The organism is Pseudoteredinibacter isoporae (assembly GCF_040372805.1).
In the GTDB taxonomy this organism is placed as follows: domain Bacteria; phylum Pseudomonadota; class Gammaproteobacteria; order Pseudomonadales; family Cellvibrionaceae; genus Pseudoteredinibacter; species Pseudoteredinibacter isoporae_A.
The window spans coordinates 187334-208077 of sequence record NZ_BAABWJ010000007.1 but is presented as its reverse complement, the minus strand read 5'-3'; the positions used below and the strand labels follow the sequence as shown (position 1 = coordinate 208077).

The 20744-nt window shown below is 52.0% G+C and carries 17 protein-coding genes; 7 read left to right on the top strand and 10 right to left on the bottom strand.

All coding sequences use genetic code 11. The annotated features are described in order from the left end of the window. The first annotated feature begins 1 nt into the window (after position 1). The 4 genes from ABWW03_RS14775 (at position 2) to ABWW03_RS14760 (ending at position 3997) form a co-directional block, all read left to right on the top strand. Positions 2 to 1009, top strand: coding sequence for a rhodanese-related sulfurtransferase (locus ABWW03_RS14775; RefSeq protein WP_353409437.1), 1008 nt, complete (start codon positions 2 to 4; stop codon positions 1007 to 1009). Positions 1010 to 1032: 23 nt separating this feature from the next. Then, positions 1033 to 2430: a hypothetical protein gene (locus ABWW03_RS14770; RefSeq protein ID WP_353409435.1), complete on the top strand. Its 1398-nt coding sequence runs from the start codon at positions 1033 to 1035 to the stop codon at positions 2428 to 2430. Between the two features lie 64 nt (positions 2431 to 2494). After that, on the top strand, positions 2495 to 3280 hold the full coding sequence (locus ABWW03_RS14765) for a 3-hydroxybutyrate dehydrogenase (protein WP_353409433.1): 786 nt from the start codon (positions 2495 to 2497) through the stop codon (positions 3278 to 3280). 51 nt (positions 3281 to 3331) lie between these two features. Continuing rightward, positions 3332 to 3997, top strand: coding sequence for a response regulator transcription factor (locus ABWW03_RS14760; protein ID WP_353409431.1), 666 nt, complete (start codon positions 3332 to 3334; stop codon positions 3995 to 3997). Positions 3998 to 4104: 107 nt separating this feature from the next. Here the strand turns inward: ABWW03_RS14760 and ABWW03_RS14755 are convergent, their stop codons facing one another. The 3 genes from ABWW03_RS14755 to ABWW03_RS14745 all read right to left on the bottom strand — a co-directional run bounded on the left by ABWW03_RS14755 (position 4105) and on the right by ABWW03_RS14745 (position 10925). Further along, on the bottom strand, positions 4105 to 7518 hold the full coding sequence (locus ABWW03_RS14755) for a PAS-domain containing protein (protein ID WP_353409429.1): 3414 nt from the start codon (positions 7516 to 7518) through the stop codon (positions 4105 to 4107). Between the two features lie 110 nt (positions 7519 to 7628). Continuing rightward, complete coding sequence (locus tag ABWW03_RS14750) at positions 7629 to 9608, bottom strand: 3-hydroxybutyrate oligomer hydrolase family protein (RefSeq protein WP_353409427.1); 1980 nt, start codon at positions 9606 to 9608, stop codon at positions 7629 to 7631. Between the two features lie 12 nt (positions 9609 to 9620). Beyond that, a complete protein-coding gene (locus tag ABWW03_RS14745; protein ID WP_353409425.1) occupies positions 9621 to 10925 on the bottom strand; it encodes a GntP family permease in 1305 nt (434 codons plus the stop codon). A gap of 294 nt (positions 10926 to 11219) precedes the next feature. Here ABWW03_RS14745 and ABWW03_RS14740 point away from each other — a divergent pair, with 294 nt between their 5' ends. The 3 genes from ABWW03_RS14740 (at position 11220) to ABWW03_RS14730 (ending at position 14766) form a co-directional block, all read left to right on the top strand. Beyond that, on the top strand, positions 11220 to 13448 hold the full coding sequence (locus ABWW03_RS14740) for a TonB-dependent receptor (protein ID WP_353409423.1): 2229 nt from the start codon (positions 11220 to 11222) through the stop codon (positions 13446 to 13448). Positions 13449 to 13624: 176 nt separating this feature from the next. Next, positions 13625 to 14317 carry a hypothetical protein gene (locus ABWW03_RS14735; RefSeq protein ID WP_353409421.1) on the top strand — a complete coding sequence of 231 codons (693 nt, stop codon included), beginning with the start codon at positions 13625 to 13627 and terminating at the stop codon, positions 14315 to 14317. A 140-nt stretch (positions 14318 to 14457) separates the two neighbouring features. After that, positions 14458 to 14766 carry a hypothetical protein gene (locus ABWW03_RS14730; RefSeq protein WP_353409419.1) on the top strand — a complete coding sequence of 103 codons (309 nt, stop codon included), beginning with the start codon at positions 14458 to 14460 and terminating at the stop codon, positions 14764 to 14766. A gap of 1 nt (position 14767) precedes the next feature. Here ABWW03_RS14730 and ABWW03_RS14725 read toward each other — a convergent pair whose 3' ends face one another. The 7 genes from ABWW03_RS14725 to rapZ form a co-directional block, all read right to left on the bottom strand. Further along, on the bottom strand, positions 14768 to 15280 hold the full coding sequence (locus tag ABWW03_RS14725; protein WP_353409417.1) for a hypothetical protein: 513 nt from the start codon (positions 15278 to 15280) through the stop codon (positions 14768 to 14770). Positions 15281 to 15561: 281 nt separating this feature from the next. Further along, positions 15562 to 16476, bottom strand: coding sequence for a recombination-associated protein RdgC (gene rdgC, locus ABWW03_RS14720; protein ID WP_353409415.1), 915 nt, complete (start codon positions 16474 to 16476; stop codon positions 15562 to 15564). Positions 16477 to 16630: 154 nt separating this feature from the next. Next, positions 16631 to 17020: a SirB2 family protein gene (locus tag ABWW03_RS14715; RefSeq protein ID WP_353409496.1), complete on the bottom strand. Its 390-nt coding sequence runs from the start codon at positions 17018 to 17020 to the stop codon at positions 16631 to 16633. A gap of 77 nt (positions 17021 to 17097) precedes the next feature. Further along, positions 17098 to 17676 (bottom strand): DUF4202 domain-containing protein, encoded by a 579-nt coding sequence (locus tag ABWW03_RS14710; RefSeq protein ID WP_353409413.1) that lies wholly within the window; start codon positions 17674 to 17676, stop codon positions 17098 to 17100. Continuing rightward, on the bottom strand, positions 17676 to 18224 hold the full coding sequence (gene yjgA / locus ABWW03_RS14705) for a ribosome biogenesis factor YjgA (RefSeq protein WP_353409411.1): 549 nt from the start codon (positions 18222 to 18224) through the stop codon (positions 17676 to 17678). Before yjgA ends, ABWW03_RS14710 begins: the two co-directional genes overlap by 1 nt. A 63-nt stretch (positions 18225 to 18287) precedes the next feature. Continuing rightward, positions 18288 to 19652, bottom strand: coding sequence for a magnesium transporter (mgtE, locus tag ABWW03_RS14700; RefSeq protein ID WP_353409409.1), 1365 nt, complete (start codon positions 19650 to 19652; stop codon positions 18288 to 18290). A gap of 170 nt (positions 19653 to 19822) precedes the next feature. Further along, complete coding sequence (rapZ, locus tag ABWW03_RS14695; RefSeq protein ID WP_353409407.1) at positions 19823 to 20686, bottom strand: RNase adapter RapZ; 864 nt, start codon at positions 20684 to 20686, stop codon at positions 19823 to 19825. Between the last annotated feature and the right edge of the window lie 58 nt (positions 20687 to 20744).

Sequence of the window (20744 nt, the reverse complement as noted above, 5' to 3'; positions counted from 1 at the left end):
AATGGTTTTGCAAGAAGAGCGCTTCGTTGTAATGGCGCTGTATAAATTTACCCCATTCGCAGATTTTACCGAGTGGCGTGCCGGTATTCAGGATGCAATGGCAGAACATCAAGTAAAGGGCTCGTTGTTGATTGCAGCGGAAGGGATCAACGGTACCGTGGCCGCTGAACGCGATGGTATTGAGGGGCTTAAAGCTTACCTTAATCGCATCCCAGCCCTGGAAAATTTCAGCTATAAAGAGTCCTTTTGTAAGGAACAACCGTTTAACCGCAGCAAGGTGAAGCTGAAAAAAGAAATCGTGACCATGGGGGTTCCCGAGGTGGACCCTTTGAAAGTGGTTGGTAGCTACGTTAAACCACAGGATTGGAATGCGCTGATTTCTGACCCGGATGTGGTCTTGGTCGATACCCGAAACGATTACGAAGTGGAATTGGGTACCTTCAAAGGTGCGCTGGATCCAAACACGACCAGTTTCAGGGAATTCCCGGAATACGTCGCCCAGGAGTTGGACCCCGCCAAGCACAAAAAAGTAGCGATGTTTTGCACTGGCGGCATTCGTTGTGAAAAATCCACAGCCTATCTGAAAGAGCAGGGCTTCGATGAGGTCTATCACCTGGAAGGCGGTATCTTGAAGTATCTGGAAGAAGTGGATGAAAAGGACAGCATGTGGGAAGGCGAGTGCTTTGTGTTCGACGGTCGAGTGACGGTAGATCACCAGCTGCAACCTGGTGAGTATGAATTGTGCCATGGCTGTCGTCACCCGATTGATCAGGAAGCCAAACAGTCTCCCAAGTTTGAAGAAGGGGTGAGTTGCCCTCGTTGCCACGATGAATTGAGTGAGGAGCAGCGCGATCGTTTTCGTATGCGACAACAACAGATTCAGCTGGCCAAAGCCCATGGTCAGGATCATATCGGTGGGGACGTAAAAACGCTCCAGGCTGAAAATCGTGCGCGCAAACAAGAGTTGAAAGCGGCGCAGAGGGCCGCCAGTAAATCCGCGTCTAAGTAGCGGGTTGTGAGCAGGCTGTGATCATGCCCGGTATAAAACGTCTAACGTCGTTTTCCAAACGATTGCAGGTTTTATTACTGGGTTTGTTGCTTGCGTCCTGCAGTACGCTGGAAAACCAGAACTCTCCATCGCATGTATCCCCGTTGTTTCCCCTTTTGGCGTCCTGCCGTTCCGAGCGGGTCCAACCGTCTCCGGAGCTGATCAGTCATCCCGTGTTTTCGCAGTTGGCCGCCAATCGTTTTTTATTGAGTTTTCGTCACGACTTGCGTGAATACCCGCAATGGCGGGATTGGGTGCATCGTGTGGTCAAGCTTCGCGCTCAAGATGCCACTGTGTCGATCAGCGCCGCTTGTCTCGACGCGTTGTTGAGCCATGAGGTGTTTCAACTGCGAGATCAACTCTTTACTGGTTGGCAGCAGAATCTGTACCGCCCCTGGCCATTGATCGCCCATGTCATGAAGCCTTTTGTGAATCGCGGCGTTTTACAAGAACTGAGCGCACAACACGATATTGAAAAACAGTATCGAGCGGTCGCACATCCGTTGGATTTGGGTATGTTGGCGGATCGCCAATGGTATGGTGCTCAGGCTATCGCGATGGAACCGCTCACTTTTGATCAGCTGAGTGTGGATCACTTGGGTATTCCACAATTGAGCCCTCAGGAAGAAAAACAGCTGTTAGACCTATGGCAGCCCATTTGGGCCATTGAGGAGCGAGCACATAATGATCGCCCAATGCGTGTGGAACGCCGGGAAGCTGAAGTGCATTTCAAACATGAGCCCAGCATTTACCGTTATGTCAGCTTTGCGCGCTTGGGTGGCGAAATACTGGTGCAATTGAATTATCTGATTTGGTTCAGCGAGCGCCGAGCCGATGGGCCTCTGGATATTTTGGCCGGCCAGCTTGATGGCATCCATTTTCGCAGTTATCTGGATCGACGAGGTCATTTATTGGCCCATGATGCTATGCATCATTGCGGTTGCTGGTATCAGTTGTACCCTTCGCCGAAGTTACATCAGTCGGTTAAAGCCGCGGGTGAGCCGAGTTACCATTCCCGTTTCTGGCCTGGCAATAAGGCACCCATTGTGTTGATCTCATCGAATCAACATCGTGTTGAAGCACTTTTACCCCACCGAGACTCCCCCTGGCGTCGTCACGGCGCGACTTTGACGCCACTGCACAAGAGGCTGTATTCCGAACTTGCGGGTCTGTTCAATGCCTCGGGTTTGATTCCTGAATCAAAACGCCCCGAACGTTTTTTGTTTGCCCCATTGGGTGTGAAAGCGGCGGGCAGTATGCGAAGTCGTGGCCGCCACCAAATTGCTTTTACCAGTGAGCGCTATTTTGATGCCCCGTTTCTGCTCAAATCATTGGGCTATCGACGAGTAAGCCCATTGCTCAAATCACCAGCGTCCGACTAAGGTCTTAGGGGAAAGCCCTGCCGGCCTTGATACAGTACGGCCTTATTTGAATGATGAGGTGAGTATGGGGACGGACAAGAAGGTCGCGCTGGTGACCGGGAGCAGCAGTGGTATTGGCTTGGGTATTGCCCGTCAGCTAGCCGCAGCCGGGTTTGATGTCATGCTGCATGGTTTATTGGATCGCGCGGAAGGAGAGGTTTTTGCTCATGATTTTGCCGAGCAATATCAGGTACGCAGCGCATTCAGTAACGCTGATTTGCGTGAGCCGGCTGAAGTGGGTGCCTTGATTAGCCAATGCAGTGATCAACTCGGTGCGGTGGACGTTCTGGTGAACAATGCGGGCATTCAATTTACCGAGCGGCTGGAAAACTTTCCTGAGCAGAAATGGCACGACATTATCGCCATTAATTTGAGCAGTGCGTTTTTCGCCATGCAAGCCGCGATTCCCATGATGCGTGAAAAGGGGTGGGGGCGCATTATTAATATCGCTTCGGTTCATGGCTTGGTGGCGTCTGCCCAGAAGTCCGCTTACTGTGCGGCAAAGCATGGTGTGGTCGGTTTAACGAAGGTGGCGGCTCTGGAAAACGCGGATGCGGGCATTACCGTGAACGCCATTTGTCCTGGTTGGGTGGAAACGGATCTGGTAAAACCTCAGATTCAAAGCATCGCCGATCAGCAGTCCATCTCATATGAAAAAGCTCGATCCGAGTTGGTCGGTCAAAAACAGGCATTGAGAGATATGACCCAAACGGCCATGCTGGGAGCATTGGCGGTCTTTTTGTGTTCTGAGGATGCCGCTACAATGACCGGCACTGCTTTACCCGTAGATGGGGCCTGGACGGCGCAGTGAGCCGCGGGCACTTTCGCCCAGTACCTAAGAGAGCGGGCAGATAATACATCCATGATCAAATTGATAATTGCGGACGACCACCCCCTGTATCGAGCGGCGTTGGTGCAAACACTTCCACAGGCTTTTCAGGGCGAAGACACGCAATTGTTTGAAGCTCAATCAGTGGCGGAAGTTCACCACTTGCTGGAGTCTGAAGAAGATATCGATTTGATCATTCTCGATTTACACATGCCTGGAGCACAGGGTTTTTCAGGGCTGATCAATTTGCGCGGTTGTTATCCCGAGATTCCAGTGGTGATGGTTTCTGGGAATGATAGTGTGGATGTGCGCAGCAAAGCGGCAAGTTACGGGGCGGCGGGGTTTATCTCCAAGTCCTGTGAAACCCAAACCTTACTGGAAGCCATGCAAGCGTTGTTGGCCGGGCAGCATTGGTTTGGTGATCTGCCGGAAGGGACGGGCAGTCAAAGTGGCGATGACCTCGCCGAGCGTGTTGCCAGTTTGACCCCTCACCAGTTTCGAGTGTTTGTCATGATTGCCCAGGGGCTGCTGAATAAACAGATTGCCTATCATTTGGGAATATCAGAGCCGACCGTTAAATCCCATGTTACAGCGATTTTCAAAAAGCTGGGTGTGCGCAAACGCACCGAAGTGATTATTGTGGCGAACAGTTTGAGTGAAACGGTTGAAGATTTAAATCAGCAGTTGTTGGATGATTAAAAACCGTATGGTTGAAGCCGTTGCTATTGTCTCTTTACCCTCCTTATAAAACTTCATGTCATTATTCCTTGCCTCAGGACAAGGCGTTTCAGTGATGAGGCCCGTTTTTAATTCAACAAACGATCGAGTAGGGCTCTGAGCGCGGCGGGCTTAATGGGCTTCTTCAAGAAGTAAAAACCTTCTGCGAGAGCCTGTTGTTTTACGGTATCGGTGCGGTCCGCTGAAATGACGATGGCTTTCACATCTTGTTGCCAATGAGTTTTCATTCTGGCGAGCCAATCGATACCAGTTTCACCTTGGTCAAGATGAAAATCGGCAATGACCAAATCGGCTGGGGCTTTTGCCTGCCAGTCTTCCGCCTGTTGAATATGCTCAAGCTGAAGGCCCCATTGTTCAAACAGCAGCTCCATTGCGTTCGCGCTGTCACGTTCGTTTTCAATCAGATAAATTTGGTGGCGCCCGAATTCCATGTTGGGTGTGCTTTTTCGCATGTCCAACTCTTGGAGTTCGACTTCATTGTCTGGCTGCTCCTGAATGTCGAGCTTGTGGGCAATGGGCACGCTGACCCGGAATACGCTGCCTTGGCCGACGGTGGATTCAAAGCTGAGAGGGTGGTCCAGCAAATGGCACAAGCGTTGAACGGTAGCGAGACCAAGGCCAGAGCCTTCTTCATTGATGGCATTGAGACGAGTAAACTCATTAAAGATGTCATCTCGACTTTCCTTTGGAATGCCTATGCCCGTATCCCAGACTTCAAATTGTAAATGGTGCGGCTTACGGCGCGCGCCGAAAAGAACGCGCCCGGAAGCCGTGTAGAGCACCGCATTAGAAATCAGGTTCTGCAGAATTCTTAACAGCAATTCAGGGTCGCTGTGGATGCGCACGGAGCTGGGACAAAAATGGAAGCTCAGACCTTTTTGCTCGGCACTGAGTTGAAAGCTGTCACGGGCGCTTTGCATGACCTCGTGAGCGGACAGTGTTGTCGTCTGGGCTTGAATGGCTCCGCTGTCGAGCTTGGCAATGTCGAGCAATTGGCCGATCAGGTATTCGCTTGATTGAATGGCAGAATTGATGTTCTCCAAAATGGGCTCTTGTCCCCCAAGCTTTTGTTGCAAGGCTTCGGTAAACAGACGTGCGGCATTTAAGGGCTGGGCGAGGTCGTGGCCGGCCTCGGCGAGAAAGCGCGTTTTGTTTTTATCGGCTTCAGCCAACAGACTGTTCATATGCTGCAATTCACGAGTGCGTTCATCCACTTTTTGTTCAAGCAGGTTTTTATGCTCGGTCAGTTCCAGCAGGGCACGGCGATAATCTGTGATATCGGTGTAGGTAGTAACATACCCCCCATCGGGCAATGGGTTGCCTCTAATTTCCAGCACGGTGTTGTCGGCTCGCAGGCGTTCAAATACATACGGTTGGCGAGCGGCCAGATAATCCATTCGCTTGCGAATATGGGATTCCACTTCACCCGGACCGCATTGCCCGCGCTCCGCATTAAAACGCACGAGATCCGCCACGGGGCGCCCGACGTGAATTAAATGATCGGGATACTCAAACAGTTCCAGATAACGCTGATTCCAAGCGACCAGTTGCTGATTACTGTCGACCACACTGATGCCCTGACTGATACTGTCGATGCTGGACTGCAGGGTGCTGCGGCTGAACTGAAAGATTTGGGAGGTTTCCTGAAGCAGTTCAAGATCCGAATGCAGTTTGGGTCGGTTGATCTGTGCCGCGTAACGAATAATATGGCTGGCGCTCACGCTGCCAATCACACCGGCCAGTAAGTTCTCAACGAAATCGATAGCTTTGTCATCAGCCCAGGCCTGTTTCTGTGCATTGCGATCTCCATGTTGACCATAGAATTGATCCATTGCCAGTTGCGCCTGCTGTGCACCAATAAAACTGCTGGCGAGGCGTTGCAATTGCTGGGGGTGAATCAGGCGCTGGGGCAAACTGGTTTCCCGGCGTCGGTCCCAGGCACTGATGCCCACAAAGGCCAGGCAGTTGAAGAGTAAACTCCACAACACACCGTTACTGATTGGAGACAGGCTCTCGATTGCAAATAACTGTTGTGGGCGTAAAACGTTCAGGCCGAAAGGACCCTGCTCGATAAAGCCTTGATCGAGCCAGCCGGCCAGGGCGAGCGCAGGCAGAAGCAGAGTATAAGCCCATATGATAAAGCCCAGAATCAAGCCGCCCAGCGCGCCTCGAGCGCTGCGTGTTTGCCAAAACAAGGCGGCAATGAGTGCCGGTGCAAATTGGGCAACCAGAGCCATCGACAGCAAACCAATGGAACCCAGTGCTTCACTGGAACCGAGCCAACGATAGTAGATATAGGACAAGGCCAGCAAACAGGTGATGGCCAGGCGTCGAAACAGGCGCAGGGCTTTGCTGAGATCGTCCTGCTGTGCGAGCCAGCGACTGCGGTACAGTGCTGGCATGATCAGTTCATTGCTGATCATGGTCGATACGGCCACACAGGCGACAATCACCATGGAACTGCCTGCCGACAAGCCGCCAAGGTAAACCAGAGTGGCCAGTCCCACATCACCATTTTGCAGGGGTAACAAGAGGGCGAATTTTTCGGGACTCAGCCCCTGGCCCTGTAACAATAAAAGACCGCCATAGGCCAACGGCAGAATGGCCAGACCGAACACAATCAGATAAACAAATAGAATTCGAGCGGCGGGCTTCAAATCGTTTTCGTCTCGGCTTTCTACGATGAGGGCGTGGAATTGCCGAGGCAGACAAAGTATGGCTGCGGCGCCGAGCACCAGAGCAGCGATAAAACCTTGGTCCTGCTCGCGGCTGGTCACGATATGCTGAACATAGCCATCTCGATTGACTTCTTCCCACAGTTGCCAGGGCGTGTCGAAATAGCTGAAACAAACGGCGAACGCCAACAGCAAAAACACCAGCAGTTTTAAAATGGATTCAAAGGCGATGGCGAGCATCAGGCCATCGTGGTGCTCATTGCGATCAATACGTCGGGTGCCAAACAGAATGGTAAACAGGGCAAGTGCGATTGCGGTATACAGTGCCGTATCTTGGAGCGGGCCGGGTTCAGCGGCGAGTTGCTCACCACTGATGGTATGGAAGCTGCCTGCGATGGCTTTTAACTGCAAGGAAATATAAGGGAGCAGGGCGACCACTGAAATAATTGTAATGCTGACAGAGAGGGCCTGGCTGTTGCCATAGCGGCTTCCCAGAAAATCAGCGATGGATGTACTGTTTTCTTCTTTGCTGACGCGAATGATTTTTCGCACCAATGGTGCGCCTACCAGAAGAGTAAGAATGGCGCCGATGAACGTCGGTGGAAACCACCAGCCGTTATAAATGGCCTGGCTGGTTGTGCCGTAGAAACTCCAGGCGGTGCAATAGATGGTTAAGGACAGGCCAATGATCCAGGGTTTGGCTTTTTTCAGCCAGGCCTTGGATGCGCGATCACCAATATAGGCCACTGCAAACAGACAGAGCAGATAAGCGATAGATAAAACCGAGATATCCAGGGGGCTGGGCATGGTGATTCACGATTGATAAAACGTCTTACCCTAGGATTAAATGCGCCTTCCCGCAAGGGGAAATTGCAATAGGCAGCCCGGAGAGGCCAGGGACCACTCCGGGCCGAAAATTAAAATCGCAGGCGTTTAGCTTGGATCTCAATATTGGCTTGCGCAGACCAGGCCGGCAGTTGCTGAGCCGTTAATGGTTGCGCCGCCTGGCTGTTAATGAATTGAGAGGCTGGCAGGGGCTTGGCGTGGTGCAAATGTTGCCACATAGCGTCCATCGCCCGCTCATAATAGTAGTGCATCGGCACCAGCTGCTGACGAAACTCCGGCCAACTCAGGAGGGCATCGAAATGCTGGCCGTGATTAATTTCAATGTAGCGGACATTGTCCCGTTTGGGAAAACGATCGGCGCGCAGTGCCATATACCCGCGTGAGTTGTGGTTTGGACCCACCAAGCTGTCGTGGTTGCCGTGGAGAATTAGAGTCGGCTTGCCGTGCACATCGCCGTTGAGCGACAGGGCATTAATATTGTCTTGAACGGTTTTGCTGCGGTAATACTTCGCCAGACACTGAAAGCCAGCAAAGCTGGGATCGGCGGGATCAAACATATTCAGAACCTGCCCTTGGTATGCCAAGTTGATCCCCGCCGTGTTTGGAATGCCACCACTGAGACCGTACAAGGCTTGTCTGGCACGAGTAGGCATGGTCTTGGCCTGGCCTTTTTCCTGGTAAACAAAGCTGAACTCACACAGAGAATCCTGAGCGCTGTTCTGGCCATAGGCATTGGCGTAGTTAATAGCAATCGATGGCCACAGGTGATTGGCCACCGCAAAGGCCTGCAAGGAATAGCTTGGCGTTTTCATGCCCAGTTCTTGCAGTTTGCGCTCTGCTTCTTTCGCCAGTCCCGGATCTTCGCCACTTAACAGTGCGGCTGCTTTGAGGTTTTTACAACGTTGCTTTAAGGCTGGAGTTGCGGCGGCAATCGCGCTGGAGAATATCGATGCGGCTTCGGGCTTGCTGGCGAGTATTGCACAAGGTTGATAGAGTGCGTGCTGAATGCCCAAATAGAGAATGTCACGGCCGACACCTGTGTAGGCATCATTGGGGTGTTCGACTTGGTATTCAAAGTCTGTCGGTAAATTCAAGGTGGGTTCCGACGCGACAACGCCGTCGATCCAGTGTTCTCTATCCAATTCTGCCGCTTGGACAACACTGTTGCCGCCATTGGAAATACTGCTGGCGATAACGGTGGTGTTGTCTCGCGTGAAATGGCTTTGCCCGTTTTCCCGGTGATGCTGGTTCAGAAGGTAGAACGCCATTTTTACGGCCTGAAGGGTGTAGCGCCCCCAGTCCTTTTCAATGTGATTTCCGCTGTGAGCATGTCTGCTCGCAATACGCAGATCCTTGCCGTCGAATTGAGACGATTGGTCGGGCGCAGCGGCAAGCAGCATGCCGGCACCGCTGTAGTGTGCGCCGTTATCCAGGAACTGAAAGCCCGTGCCGGTACCTTTATCGGTGTAGGCGACGGCACAGCCATGTCTCAGCCCCCAATCACCAGCGGTGCCAATCGCACCCCATACCCCACGCGACCCTGAACTGGGTGCAGCGATGATACAGGGGCGTTCAGCTTGAAAGTGATCGGGCACCTGCACCACGATATTGGTAGCAACTTCTCCATTTGGATAGTGGACGCTGGATCGATACTCATGGCCGGGAATGTTTTTTTGGCTGTTCTCCGGGCCGTAAAGTTTTGCGTAACCGGCGTCTTTATGAGTGCTGACGATGGCTCGGTAATTGTTATAGATGGCGGCTCGGCGCAGGTCCATCTCTGTTAGTTTGCCTGGATTTTCGGCTGAAGGTTGTGTGCTTGCTTGCAGTCCGGCAAGCCCTAGGCCGGCGCTTAACAGATCGTCTTTCTGACCATCCAGATAGCTGTGTTGAATGTCGCTGTGTTTAAAATCCAACAACCTTGCTTCAATCGGAGTTCCTTCGGAGCAAGCGATGCTGCTCAAGCCCAGCGTGCCAAGCAGGACGCTTGATGCCAGAGTTTTGCCGCGGCTGGAATCTCTTACCGTCGTTTTTGGAAGTGCGTTAACGCTCATAAATATTGCTCACTAAATCAATAAGAGAATAGCCAGAACAGTGCCGATCAATGGCACAACAACCGTCAGGGCACCCATGGGCCAGTAGGCGTCTTTATGGGTTTCGCCGCAGATGGCTCGAATGGTGGTGACGACATAACCGTTGTGGGGCAGGGAGTCGAGTGCGCCAGAAGAAATGGCGATCACGCGATGCAAAGCCTCGGGGTTTACGCCGGCTTCAATATAATGGGGAGCAAGAATCGGCAGCGCGATGGACTGGCCGCCTGAGGCGGAACCCGTCAGAGCAGCAATGGTGGTTACTGCGATTGCCGCTCCGATCAACGCATCGCCGGGGATGCCGGTAATGGCATCTACCGCCATGGCGAAGGCGGGCGAGGCTTTTGCGACCGAGCCAAAACCCACAACGGCGGCGGTATTGCCAATCGCCAACAGGGCTCCCGTTGTTGCGACGCCAATGGCCAGAGATAAATTTCCCAGACGTTGAGTATTGAGCAGCAAGGCGGCTACACAACCCGCGAGCAGCGCCACAATCAAGGCATATTTTCCGTAGAGTTCATGGGTAAAAAAGGTCACACCCAATACTGCGGCGATGGGGAGCATGGAGAGCCAGGGAGATGGCAATTGCTGATCGCCAATGTCTTTATCCCCTTCGCGTTCAATAAAACGTTCGCCATTGGCTAAGGCCCGTTTCAGCATAAACTGTAGCCACAAAAAGCCCAGCGCGGCCATCGTGACAGCAACAACAGCACTGACTTCCCAAGCGGCGTAAGGGGAGGTGCCAAGATGCTCGATGGGGATCCAGTTTTGAATTTCGGGAGAGCCTGCCGAGGTCATGGTGAAGGTGACGGAACCAAATGCCATAACCGCTGGGATAAAACGTCGAGGCAGATCGGCACGTTTGAAAAGACTGACCGCCATGGGATACGCCGCGAAGGCCACCACGAACACGGACACACCACCGTAGGTTAAAATCGCACAGGCCAGTACCACTGCGAGTGCCGCGTTATGCTGGCCGATGTGACTGGTGATCCACAGTGCGATGCTGTCCGCACTGCCGCTGTCTTCCATGAGTTTTCCGAACAGTGAACCCAGCAGAAACATAAAAAACCAGGCCGCGACAAATCCACTGAAACCACCCATGTAACTGGTCACAAAACTGCTTGCGCCTTTGTCGCCCATTGGTGGAAACATTTGCAGGCCACTACTCAAGGCAACCAGCAGCGCGCACAGGGGTGCGGCGATCAATAAATTCATGCCGCGAATCGTTAATACGATTAACAGTATCAGTGCGCCGGCCAATCCAATAATACTTAACATCTTTGATCCTTAGTGCGGTTCGCAATCGTCTGTTGCGAAGACGGCGGAGGAAATAAACAGGGCTTCCATTGTTGATGGAGATGTATTTCGTAACCACTATACCTTGGTAGGATGCGCAAACTAGGGTGATCATACCTTGGTCTAGAGGCCATAAGAAAAAAGATACAGTACAGTGATCGTCAATAAGAAAAGGTAACTGAAATAGCTGACTCGGGTTTGAGCCTAAGTGGCAAAGCAGTAGCCAGAAAACCGATTTACAAAAAGATAAAATCATAAGAGAACAGGAACGAGACGATGAAACAGCGTTCATTCGCCCTTAAGTGCCTGCCCCAAGCCATTATTGTCATGGGACTCAGCACGGGTATCAGCCCCCAGTTATTCGCCCAGGAATCCATTGCGCTTGAAGAGGTGACGGTCACAGCACAGCGCCGTGAGCAGTCTCTGCAAGATGTCCCCGTCGCCGTGACCGCCTTCAGTGCCGATGCCATGGAGCAAGCAGGCACCGCTACTATTGTGGATTTGCAGCGCTCAGCACCGAACACCACGCTGCAGGTTAGTCGTGGTACGAACAGTACTTTAACCGCTTATGTCCGCGGCATCGGCCAGGCTGACCCACTTTGGGGATTCGAGCCGGGTGTGGGTCTTTATGTGGACGATGTTTACTTTGCTCGCCCTCAGTCTGGTGTGTTGGACGTATTTGATGTTGAGCGTGTTGAGGTCCTGCGAGGTCCACAGGGCACCCTATATGGTAAGAACACCATTGGTGGTGCGGTTAAGTACGTGACCAAAAAGCTGACCGGCGAACCCGAGTTTTCAGCGAAAGCGTCGGTGGGCAGTTACGGTCAGCGTGATCTGACGGTTTCTGGCCAATTGCCACTGATTCAAGATCAATTGGCGATGGGCGTGAGCATTGCTCGCCTGCAGAGAGATGGCTTTGGTACTTTCCTGCAATCTGGGGAAGACAACTACAACAAGGATTTGCTTGCTGCGCGAGTGAGTTTGGAATACACCCCAAGCGAGAACGTTTTTATTCGCTTTGCTGCGGATAAAACCGACGACGACTCCAACGCAAAAGGCGGCCATCGTCTGACGCCGAGTTTGCGTTTGCCAAGCGAGATTACGCCGTCTGATGTGTTCGATACCAATGCGGATATGGACACGAACAATGAAGTGAAAAGTTCCGGTGCATCCTTGACGGTTGAGTGGGAGCTGAATGATCAGTACACCTTTAAGTCGGTGAGTTCATATCGAGAAGGGGAAACCTTCACCAATATCGATTTTGACAACACCTCGTTACCATCGCTGCATGTTCCGGCGGTATACGATGATGATCAGACGACTCAGGAATTCCAGCTGACTTATAGCGGTGAAAATACCACGGTGATCGGTGGTTTGTATTACTACAAGGGGAATGCCGCGGGTGCCTTTGATGTGTTGTTGGGTGCGTTCGATGGTGCCTTTGGTATTCCTGGAAATTTCAACGCGTTGACGGCGGGTAATGTGGATACGGAAAGTCTGGCGGCGTATGTGCATGCGAGCTACGACATCAGTGAACAGTTGTCCTTGACCCTGGGTGCACGTTATACCCGTGATGAGAAAGAAGCCACGGTATTTAAGCAAACTCAGGGCGTTGATGGACGTTCCAGTCAGTTGGGGGGCAACACCATTTTTGATTTGCTGCCACCCGCAACGGATTACACCAACGACGACAGTTGGAGTGAGTTTTCTCCACGGGTAAGCATGGATTATCGCATTAATGAAGAAGTGATGGTTTATGCCAGTTACGCTGAGGGCTTTAAGTCCGGTGGTTTTGATATGCGCGGTGATGCAAGCAAGCTGCCATCGACAACAGAAGGGTATAACCCGGAAACGGTTTCCACTTGGGAAGTCGGCACCAAAACAGAATTGTGGGACAAGCGACTGCGCTTGAACGCGGCCTTGTTCTACAGTGACTACAAAGATGTTCAAGTGACTGTGCAGCAATCGGCTGATGGTGGTTCTAACTTTGTTTCCGCTGTATTGAATGCGGGGGCGGCGACCATTAAGGGGGGTGAAATTGAAGCCTTGGCCCAATTGAGCGAAGGTTTGACCGCACAGTTCACTTTGGGTTATCTCGACGCCGAATTTGATGAGGTGATTTCTGGTGGTGTGAACGTGGCGGATAGCTGGGAGTTCGCGAATACGCCAGATTTGACCAGTTCATTGAGCCTGAGTTACGCCCATGAGATGGGTGACAAAGGCAGCCTGGTTGCCACAAGCGGCTTGTCCTATCGTGGTGAAACTCGCATCTTCCCTCAGGTGGCGTCCTTGGTTGATGAGGATTCCTATACCTTATGGGATGCCAGTGTGGTTTGGTATTCCCCGGATGATCATTGGACGGTCGGTTTGTATGGAAAAAACCTGGGTGATGAAGAATACCGTGTAGGTGGTTATAACTTTGGCAATTTGGGGCTCGAGTCCTCAGTCATCGGTTATTACGGTGATCCTCGCACCGTAACCTTAAGTGTGCAGTACAAAATGTAGCTCTCCATCCTTCTGTGCTACCCGGGCCGTTTGGCCCGGGCTTTTTCACGTCCGCAGATCTTCATTGCTTCAACTGTTTGTTCGCAGCGACACAATTTTTTGCTTTTTTGTACCGTCTTCCTTTCTCTTTCCGGGGCTGTGCTATGATGCCTGCAAAGAATAATAGAGATAGGGCAATGTCGGGCAACGTCTTCCGGTTTCTAATCACGCTGTGTTGTTGGGGATTCTCCACGTTGGGTCTTGCCTCCGAGTCGGCCAAATCGCTGGAAGTTATTTATGTGGATATGCCCCCGTTTACCTTTCTGAATGATCAGCAGGAAGCGGATGGCCTTTTGATTCACAAAACGGCGGCGGCGTTAAAGAAGATCAATCAAGCCCATCATTTTCGTCGAGTCAGCCTGCAAGAATTGGCTCAATTGAGTGGTCGAGCTGATCTGGGGCTGGTCCATCTTATTGGCGCATTTCCAGTGCCGAAACAGAGTGTCAATTTTGGCTCTCGACCTCTGAGCTATTTACGACTGCACGCCTATTTTATTGACGCGAAACCGATTCGCGCTCGTTCTGACTTGCGCAATAAAGACGTGATTCTCGTTAAGGGATACAGTTATGGTTACCTGCGTGACTATCTGAACATTCCCGAAAACCGAGTCAATATTCTGTTCGCAGACAGTCATCAGGAAGCGCTGCACATGCTTGAAGCCAAGGCCGGGCGCTACCTTTTGAATTACGCTCGCCCCTTCGCTACGGCTGTAGGGCAGGGTCGACTCAACACCCTTCAACAGTACTCCTTGTCTGAGATCCCTATCTATTGGGCGGCGGGTGATAGTTTCGCCCGACAACTACCTAAACTGGAAGCACAGTTACCTTAATGCCTTTCGTAAATATTTAGTCAAAACTGACAAATAGTTTGCACTTGCTTGCTAGAGCGGTATGAGGAAACAGGTTACAATGCCCGCGATTATATGCAAAGACGGGTATAAACCCGCGGCAAATTAATTAGGGTGACAATATGAACTATGACCAGTGGGTCGTCGGAGAAGACGGTCTCTCGGCTAGCCATGCCTGCGGTTGGAGCATTCGGGTCGAGGGTAATCCCAGCAGTCCTTCTGAGGTCTGTCCGGGTACCGTTCCGAGAGATCTTGATGCACTAGAGCAAGCTCGCTTGCTTCGCCATGGCCTCGATGCCATTGCAAAGGCGGCCAAACAAAGTAAACCAAGTTCGGCAGCGGTAGCGGCTAAGAAAGCAGCGGAAAAATACGCCAGCGATCCCAACCGCACTCGCAAGCCAACCCTGTCTCTAAAGCGAAAACCCCAATAAACTAATCGATGTTCAGCTGGCCAGCCAGCTGCATCTGGGTTTTGTGGTTTTCCATCAGGGTCAGCAGACGATCAAAGCGCTCACTGACTGCGGTCAGTGAGTCGTAGCCTTCATCGCTAACGTAAGTGGCGCCATTAACCAGTGCAGCTAATATGCTGCTGACATTATCCATCGCTGTGAAAATGTCTTTGGTGGTACCGGCATTGCGGAATACGCGATAACGACTTACCTGTTGTAAGTAATCATCACATTCCTGCAGCCATTCTTTGCGCTGAACCAGAAATTTTCGAGTGTTGTACATTCCGCCACGATGCAAATCGGATAACTGATTATCCCGATAACGACGCAGTGACTTGGCGGCCGTTGTTAAGAACTGGCTGCTGACATCCCGGCAATATCGTTTATTGAGATAAGAGGGGTAACGTACATTGAGTCGCTCTTCTGCCTGTGCGCGCTTACAACTTTCATCGCAGGCATAGCTGGGTGAACTCCCCAGGCATAAAAGAAGCATCATAAGTGCGCTTGTGAGGCGCGAGGTGTAAGCCTTCAACATTGTGTTGGCCTTTTTATTATTTTCTTTCTAATTATGGTCGCATGGCAATATCCGCGCCACGCCTGGGGGTTTATGCAGTGCAATCCCCCAAGTACTCCCGTGAACAACTGGTTTTAAAGATTTTTGAGGTGACAGTCAAGAACTTGTGAACTACTACTTTCGTCTGGCCGATAAAAGGTGATCTGCGTCACATTTAATGCCTTTTTATTAGAAAAAGCGGTTCAAAATTAGAACTGGTTCACTTAAATTGGATCGGCTCGGCGCCCGCCAAACCAATCCAGAAGGCTTGGGGTCAGGCGGGCAAATTCCGCGCTTAAAAGCGAAAAGTCGGCATCAAAACGAGCAATCGGGTCGGCGTCCCCAGCTTCTTCACCTTCGGTGATCAGCTTGTCCGAAAACTTCAGACGTTTCAGGCTGAGATCATCTCCGAGCATCATTTGCACACTGTCTTGCCAGTTCAGGGCCAGCTTGACCACCTGCTTTCCGGCATCCAGATGTTGGCTGATTTCTTCGCTGAGCAGGTCCTGATTTTTACAGCGAATAATGCTGCCTTCTTCGCCGAACTCCCTCAACTCGCATTCATTGCCCAGAACAATATCGGTAGGAACATCTTCTGCACGCAACCACTGGCTCATGATAACGGCGGGAGATTCTTGTACCTGGGGCAACATCAAGGGCAAGCTGCCGAGGGTTTCGCGCAGCAGATTGATCAGGGCCTCTGCTTTGCTGTGGCTACTGGCATCGATGTACAGCCAATGATGGCGAGTGTCGATAAAGGCAAAGGTACGCTGTGAACGGGTAAAAGCCTGGGGCAGGCAATCGTGGATAATGTCTTCTTTTAAGCTCTGTTGTTCTTTGCGATAGACCTTGCGGTCTTCTCGGGCCTCGATAAGCTGAACTTTTTCCTGCAGCTTGTCTTTGATGACGGCGGCAGGAAGGATTTTTTCCTCTTTGCGTGCGCAGATCATAAAGCAGCCATTGCTCCAGTGTTGCAACTGCTCATGTTCCTGCCCGAGTGGAGAGACCCAGCCATACTTACTGGGTTCACGCTTGCCGCATGGGCTGAATTTCTGCTTGTCGAGCTGGCTGGCGAGGTTTTCTTCATCCCACTTGAGGTCTTCACTCAGACGATAAAATAGACAGTTTTTAAACCACATACAGACCTCAACAGAAAAGCAGGGGGGCGTTTAGCGCCGGAAAAAGCGCGACATTATGGAGGAAAATCCAGAGCGGTGCCAGAGCCGAAAGGAGGGCTTTATTGGCGGCCTTTTCGGCCAGCATGCCACTCTGGAAACGAGAAGCTTTCCAGCGTTAGAAGAAGCCTGCAGCCTGAAGTGGGGACAATTTGCTAAAGGCGGTGCTGGCAATCAGAAGGAATATCAATACGGCGCAAATCGCCGCTGTGGCCCGGAGGAAAATCGGGAAGTGTTGTTTCAGGGCGACCACACCGAAGCCTATGTAGAGAAACAGCATAATGACTTTGCTGAGCAGCCAGGGTTGATTGTGGGGGGACAGCTGCAGAACCACGACCAGGCCGATCGCGCTAAGCAGTAAAAAAGTATCCACGATATGAGGGCTGATTTTTACCCAGCGTTTTTGCAACATATCGGAGCCGCTTAGGGACCAGTAGGCGCGTAGCATAAAGCCACAAATACTGATCAGGGCTAGAGTCATGTGAAGGTGTTTTAATGCGGGATACATGCTGCTCACGGTCAGTCCTTTTCATTTATCTTATTTTGTAATGTTTGATCGTGCCTGAGTGTATCGCATTCCCGCCACTAGGCCAGCGCTTTTTGAACCAGTGCGAACTCTTGTTCACCCAGTGGCAATTCCAGTGCGGCGGCCTGCGCTTTCTCTGACATTTTTCGCCAGGTCTTTTGCACAATACTGATGATTTTTTCTTCGCTATGAGAGGTCGCGAAATCAGCAAAATAATAGAGTAAAAAGACCAGACAGGCGACATCTTCCAGGGTTTGAGTGTCAGCGTCCTGTTTGAGTTTTTGTTTGCGTAAAATGCTTTTGGCTTTTTCGATATCGTCGTCGCTGTAGTGGTAGCTCGCCATAATCTTGCCACACAGTTCGGCGTGGTGGGCTCCCAGTTCCCGGCGCCAGCGCAAATAGCCGGGGCGGTCCATGGGGTAATCCTTGCGGGGAATATGCCAGCGTTGAATATGCTGCGCGCGAACCGCAATTTGTAAGACTTCGCTGGCATTGCTCTGGAAGCCCGCCAGCGTGTGGCTCATGCGTTGTCCATACAGCAGGCAGGCGGGTTGCATCTGGCCGTGTGCATCCATTTCCTGTTTGGGGTCTTTCGCATTGATTTCATCGATGGCGGTCAGGCATTCAGCGAGGGACATTATTGCAACTCCATCGCCTCGAGCAGGCACTGTTGGAGCTTGCCGATTTGCACCTTAGTGGGCTTTTTACCGTCTTCCAGTTTTGCGTTCGCGGAGGCTTCTTTTGCGCTCGCTCTTTGCAGTTGGCGCAATTGTTGGCGGTCACCGTGATAGAACTGAGCGAGAAAATCTTCAATCACGGAAGGGCCTTCCTGGCAAATTCGTTCAGCCCATTCAATGGACTGTTGGCGTAGGACTTGATGGCGCTGGCCCTGAGTACGAATCTTTTCAATCGCTTGGTTGATGGGCGCCATATCGGTATTGCGCATCAGCTTGCCGATGTATTGAATCTGACGGCGTCGGGCTTCACGACTTTTCAGACGCCTGGCCAGGACGATGGCTTCGCTCAGCTCGGGTGTCAAGGGGATATTCGCTAACTGATTTTTGCTCATATCCACCAGGAATTCTCCCATTTCCTGCAGTTCGTGGGTTTCCCGTTTTATTTGGCTGCGGCTGACGAATTCAATATCTTCTTCATCAGAGTAACTGTCGAAATCTTCTTTGCTCATTGTGTTTTCAGTATCGGTTTATTGCAGTGTGTCGGCTTATGGGCTGTTGTGCTCTCTAAGCGCTTAAGCATAAAAATAGGTGGCCAAACCCAGGAAGGCGAAAAAGCCCACCACATCGGTGACCGTCGTCAGTGCTACGCTGCCCGCCAGGGCCGGATCAATTTTCATCGCGCGTATCAAAACGGGCAGTAAAGCGCCCATCGTCGCAGCGGTCAGGAGGTTAATGACCATGGCGGCCGCGATAATAATGGCTAAATTGATATCTTGAAACCAGTAAGCGGCAATACCGCCCATCACCAGTGCCCAGATAAAGCCATTGATTAACCCGACGGTGGCTTCTTTCGACAGTAGGTAGCCCAGATTATGACGGCCTACTTGGCTTAAGGCCATACCGCGAATCACTACCGTCAGGGTCTGGCTGCCGGCCACGCCACCCATGCTGGCCACAATGGGCATAAGAACCGCCAGGGCAACGACCTTGTCGATGGTGTCCTGAAAAATGCTGATGACGGCCGAGGCGATAATGGCAGTGATCAGGTTTACGCCCAGCCAGATTGCGCGTCGTGGTGTTGTACGCATGACCGGTGCAAAGGTGTCTTCTTCTTCGTCCAGGCCGGCCATGCTCATTAAGGAGTGATCCGCGTCTTCCCGGATAACGTCAACGACATCATCAATCGTGATACGGCCCACCACTTTGCCGCTTTCGTCTACGACGGGGGCAGATACCCAGTCATGGCGTTCAAACAGATTGGCCACCTCGGTATCGGAGAGCTGGGCGTCGATGGCTTCAGCGTCGGTGTTCATCACTTCCCGAACCGTAATGCTGGGGTCAGTGGTGAGCAGTTTCGAGAGAGGGAGCAAGCCCAAAAACTCATCTTTGCGGTTGACGACAATCAAATTGTCCGTCGAGGCGGGCAGTTCGTCGTGTCGGCGCAAATAGCGTAACACCACGTCGAGGGTAAAGCGTGGGCGTACCGTAATGGTGTCGGTGTCCATCATTCCGCCAGCGGTGTCCTCATCATAGGACAGCACGGTTTCAACCCGTTGGCGATCTTGCTCGCCCATGGCATTGAGGACTTCTTTGATCACTCGGTCCGGCAGTTGCTGCAGAATGTCCGCGATGTCATCGGTGTCCATACCCTCGGTGATATGAGCAACTTCTTTGGCGTCCATACGGCGTAAAAACTGGGCCTGAATGTCGTCAGGCAGTTCCTGAAGAACGTCACCCTCTTTCTCTTTGTCGATCAGGCGCCATAGGGCGCGGCGTGAGGGGGGAGGAGAAGATTCTAGCAGGTGGGCAATTTCAACAGGCGACAGGCCATTAAGCATACGCCTGACCTGCTTAAAGGTACCACTGTCCAGGGCCTCATAGAGCTCGCCGAGCTGGGCCTGGGTTTGGATATGGAGTTCGTCTGAATTCGCCTGCATGTCGCGCTCCGCCGTCACTGGGGCCTAAAGCAGGCCGAATCAGCTGTGTGCCAGTGTATTTGAACTGCATTTTAACCCAGAAAAACCAACGGGGCATCAAGCACTTAGCATGGCTTTATAATCGCCTACATTCAGTGGCCAGGCTGCCCGGGTTGTGATTGAGGGTGGGATTAGTCTTTGCGCAGTTCCCGATGGCGCAGTTGCACATTGTCAAAGCGAGGCTCAAAGCGCTGATACAGCTGTTCGGTAATATAGACAGAGCGATGCTGGCCGCCGGTACAGCCAATACCAATGGTCATATAGCTGCGATTGTCGTCCGCAAAACGAGGCAACCAGCGTTGCAAGTAGCTTTCCAGGTCGTCCAGCATGTCGTGCACATCTTGATGGCTGGACAGAAATTCCTCAACGGCAGGGTCCTGACCGGTAAGCGGACGAAGACTGTTGTTCCAGTGAGGATTGGGCAGGCAGCGAACATCGAAAACCAGATCGCAATCGGTGGCCGGTCCATGTTTGAAACCGAAGGATTGGAACAGAACCGCCATACCGGGGGCTTCTCGACCGGCGACCCGTTGCTTCACCATATCCCGAAGTTGGTGCAATGACAGATGGCTGGAGTCGATGGTCAGGTCGGCAATAGAGGCAATGGGGGACAGTAATTCACTTTCCTGGTCTATTGCTGCACGCAAATCGGTTTGGTCGTTACTCAGTGGGTGCTTGCGACGGGTTTCGCTAAACCGCTTAAGCAGGGTGCCTTCGTCGGCATCAAAATACAGCAGCTGGCAGTCCAGACCTTGATGACGCAAGGCGAGGACAAAGTCAGGAAATTCTTTCAGGTCAGCATGGTCATTGCGGGCGTCAATACTCACAGCGTAGGCGCTGTCGCTTTTGTCGCCATGACTGCGTACCTGGCGTATCAATGTCGGTAGCAGGCTTGCGGGTAAATTATCGATACAGGTAAAACCCACATCTTCAAGCACATGAAGTGCGGTACTTTTACCCGAGCCGGAACGTCCACTGATAATGAGCAGGCGCATACAAATCCTTATTGCTAATGGTTGCGGGCTGCTTTTTCGCAGCTACTTTTCTGCAACT

What these genes read in the sequence shown, in the direction of transcription:
- ABWW03_RS14755 (WP_353409429.1), bottom strand. Translation starts at nt 7,518, where the DNA reads ATGCCCAGCCCCCTGGATATCTCGGTTTTATCTATCGCTTATCTGCTC.
- rapZ (WP_353409407.1), bottom strand. Translation starts at nt 20,686, where the DNA reads ATGCGCCTGCTCATTATCAGTGGACGTTCCGGCTCGGGTAAAAGTACC.
- ABWW03_RS14740 (WP_353409423.1), top strand. Translation starts at nt 11,220, where the DNA reads ATGAAACAGCGTTCATTCGCCCTTAAGTGCCTGCCCCAAGCCATTATT.
- rdgC (WP_353409415.1), bottom strand. Translation starts at nt 16,476, where the DNA reads ATGTGGTTTAAAAACTGTCTATTTTATCGTCTGAGTGAAGACCTCAAG.
- ABWW03_RS14775 (WP_353409437.1), top strand. Translation starts at nt 2, where the DNA reads ATGGTTTTGCAAGAAGAGCGCTTCGTTGTAATGGCGCTGTATAAATTT.
- ABWW03_RS14770 (WP_353409435.1), top strand. Translation starts at nt 1,033, where the DNA reads ATGCCCGGTATAAAACGTCTAACGTCGTTTTCCAAACGATTGCAGGTT.
- ABWW03_RS14735 (WP_353409421.1), top strand. Translation starts at nt 13,625, where the DNA reads ATGTCGGGCAACGTCTTCCGGTTTCTAATCACGCTGTGTTGTTGGGGA.
- yjgA (WP_353409411.1), bottom strand. Translation starts at nt 18,224, where the DNA reads ATGAGCAAAGAAGATTTCGACAGTTACTCTGATGAAGAAGATATTGAA.
- ABWW03_RS14730 (WP_353409419.1), top strand. Translation starts at nt 14,458, where the DNA reads ATGAACTATGACCAGTGGGTCGTCGGAGAAGACGGTCTCTCGGCTAGC.
- ABWW03_RS14745 (WP_353409425.1), bottom strand. Translation starts at nt 10,925, where the DNA reads ATGTTAAGTATTATTGGATTGGCCGGCGCACTGATACTGTTAATCGTA.
- ABWW03_RS14760 (WP_353409431.1), top strand. Translation starts at nt 3,332, where the DNA reads ATGATCAAATTGATAATTGCGGACGACCACCCCCTGTATCGAGCGGCG.
- ABWW03_RS14710 (WP_353409413.1), bottom strand. Translation starts at nt 17,676, where the DNA reads ATGTCCCTCGCTGAATGCCTGACCGCCATCGATGAAATCAATGCGAAA.
- ABWW03_RS14715 (WP_353409496.1), bottom strand. Translation starts at nt 17,020, where the DNA reads ATGTATCCCGCATTAAAACACCTTCACATGACTCTAGCCCTGATCAGT.
- ABWW03_RS14725 (WP_353409417.1), bottom strand. Translation starts at nt 15,280, where the DNA reads ATGATGCTTCTTTTATGCCTGGGGAGTTCACCCAGCTATGCCTGCGAT.
- ABWW03_RS14765 (WP_353409433.1), top strand. Translation starts at nt 2,495, where the DNA reads ATGGGGACGGACAAGAAGGTCGCGCTGGTGACCGGGAGCAGCAGTGGT.
- ABWW03_RS14750 (WP_353409427.1), bottom strand. Translation starts at nt 9,608, where the DNA reads ATGAGCGTTAACGCACTTCCAAAAACGACGGTAAGAGATTCCAGCCGC.
- mgtE (WP_353409409.1), bottom strand. Translation starts at nt 19,652, where the DNA reads ATGCAGGCGAATTCAGACGAACTCCATATCCAAACCCAGGCCCAGCTC.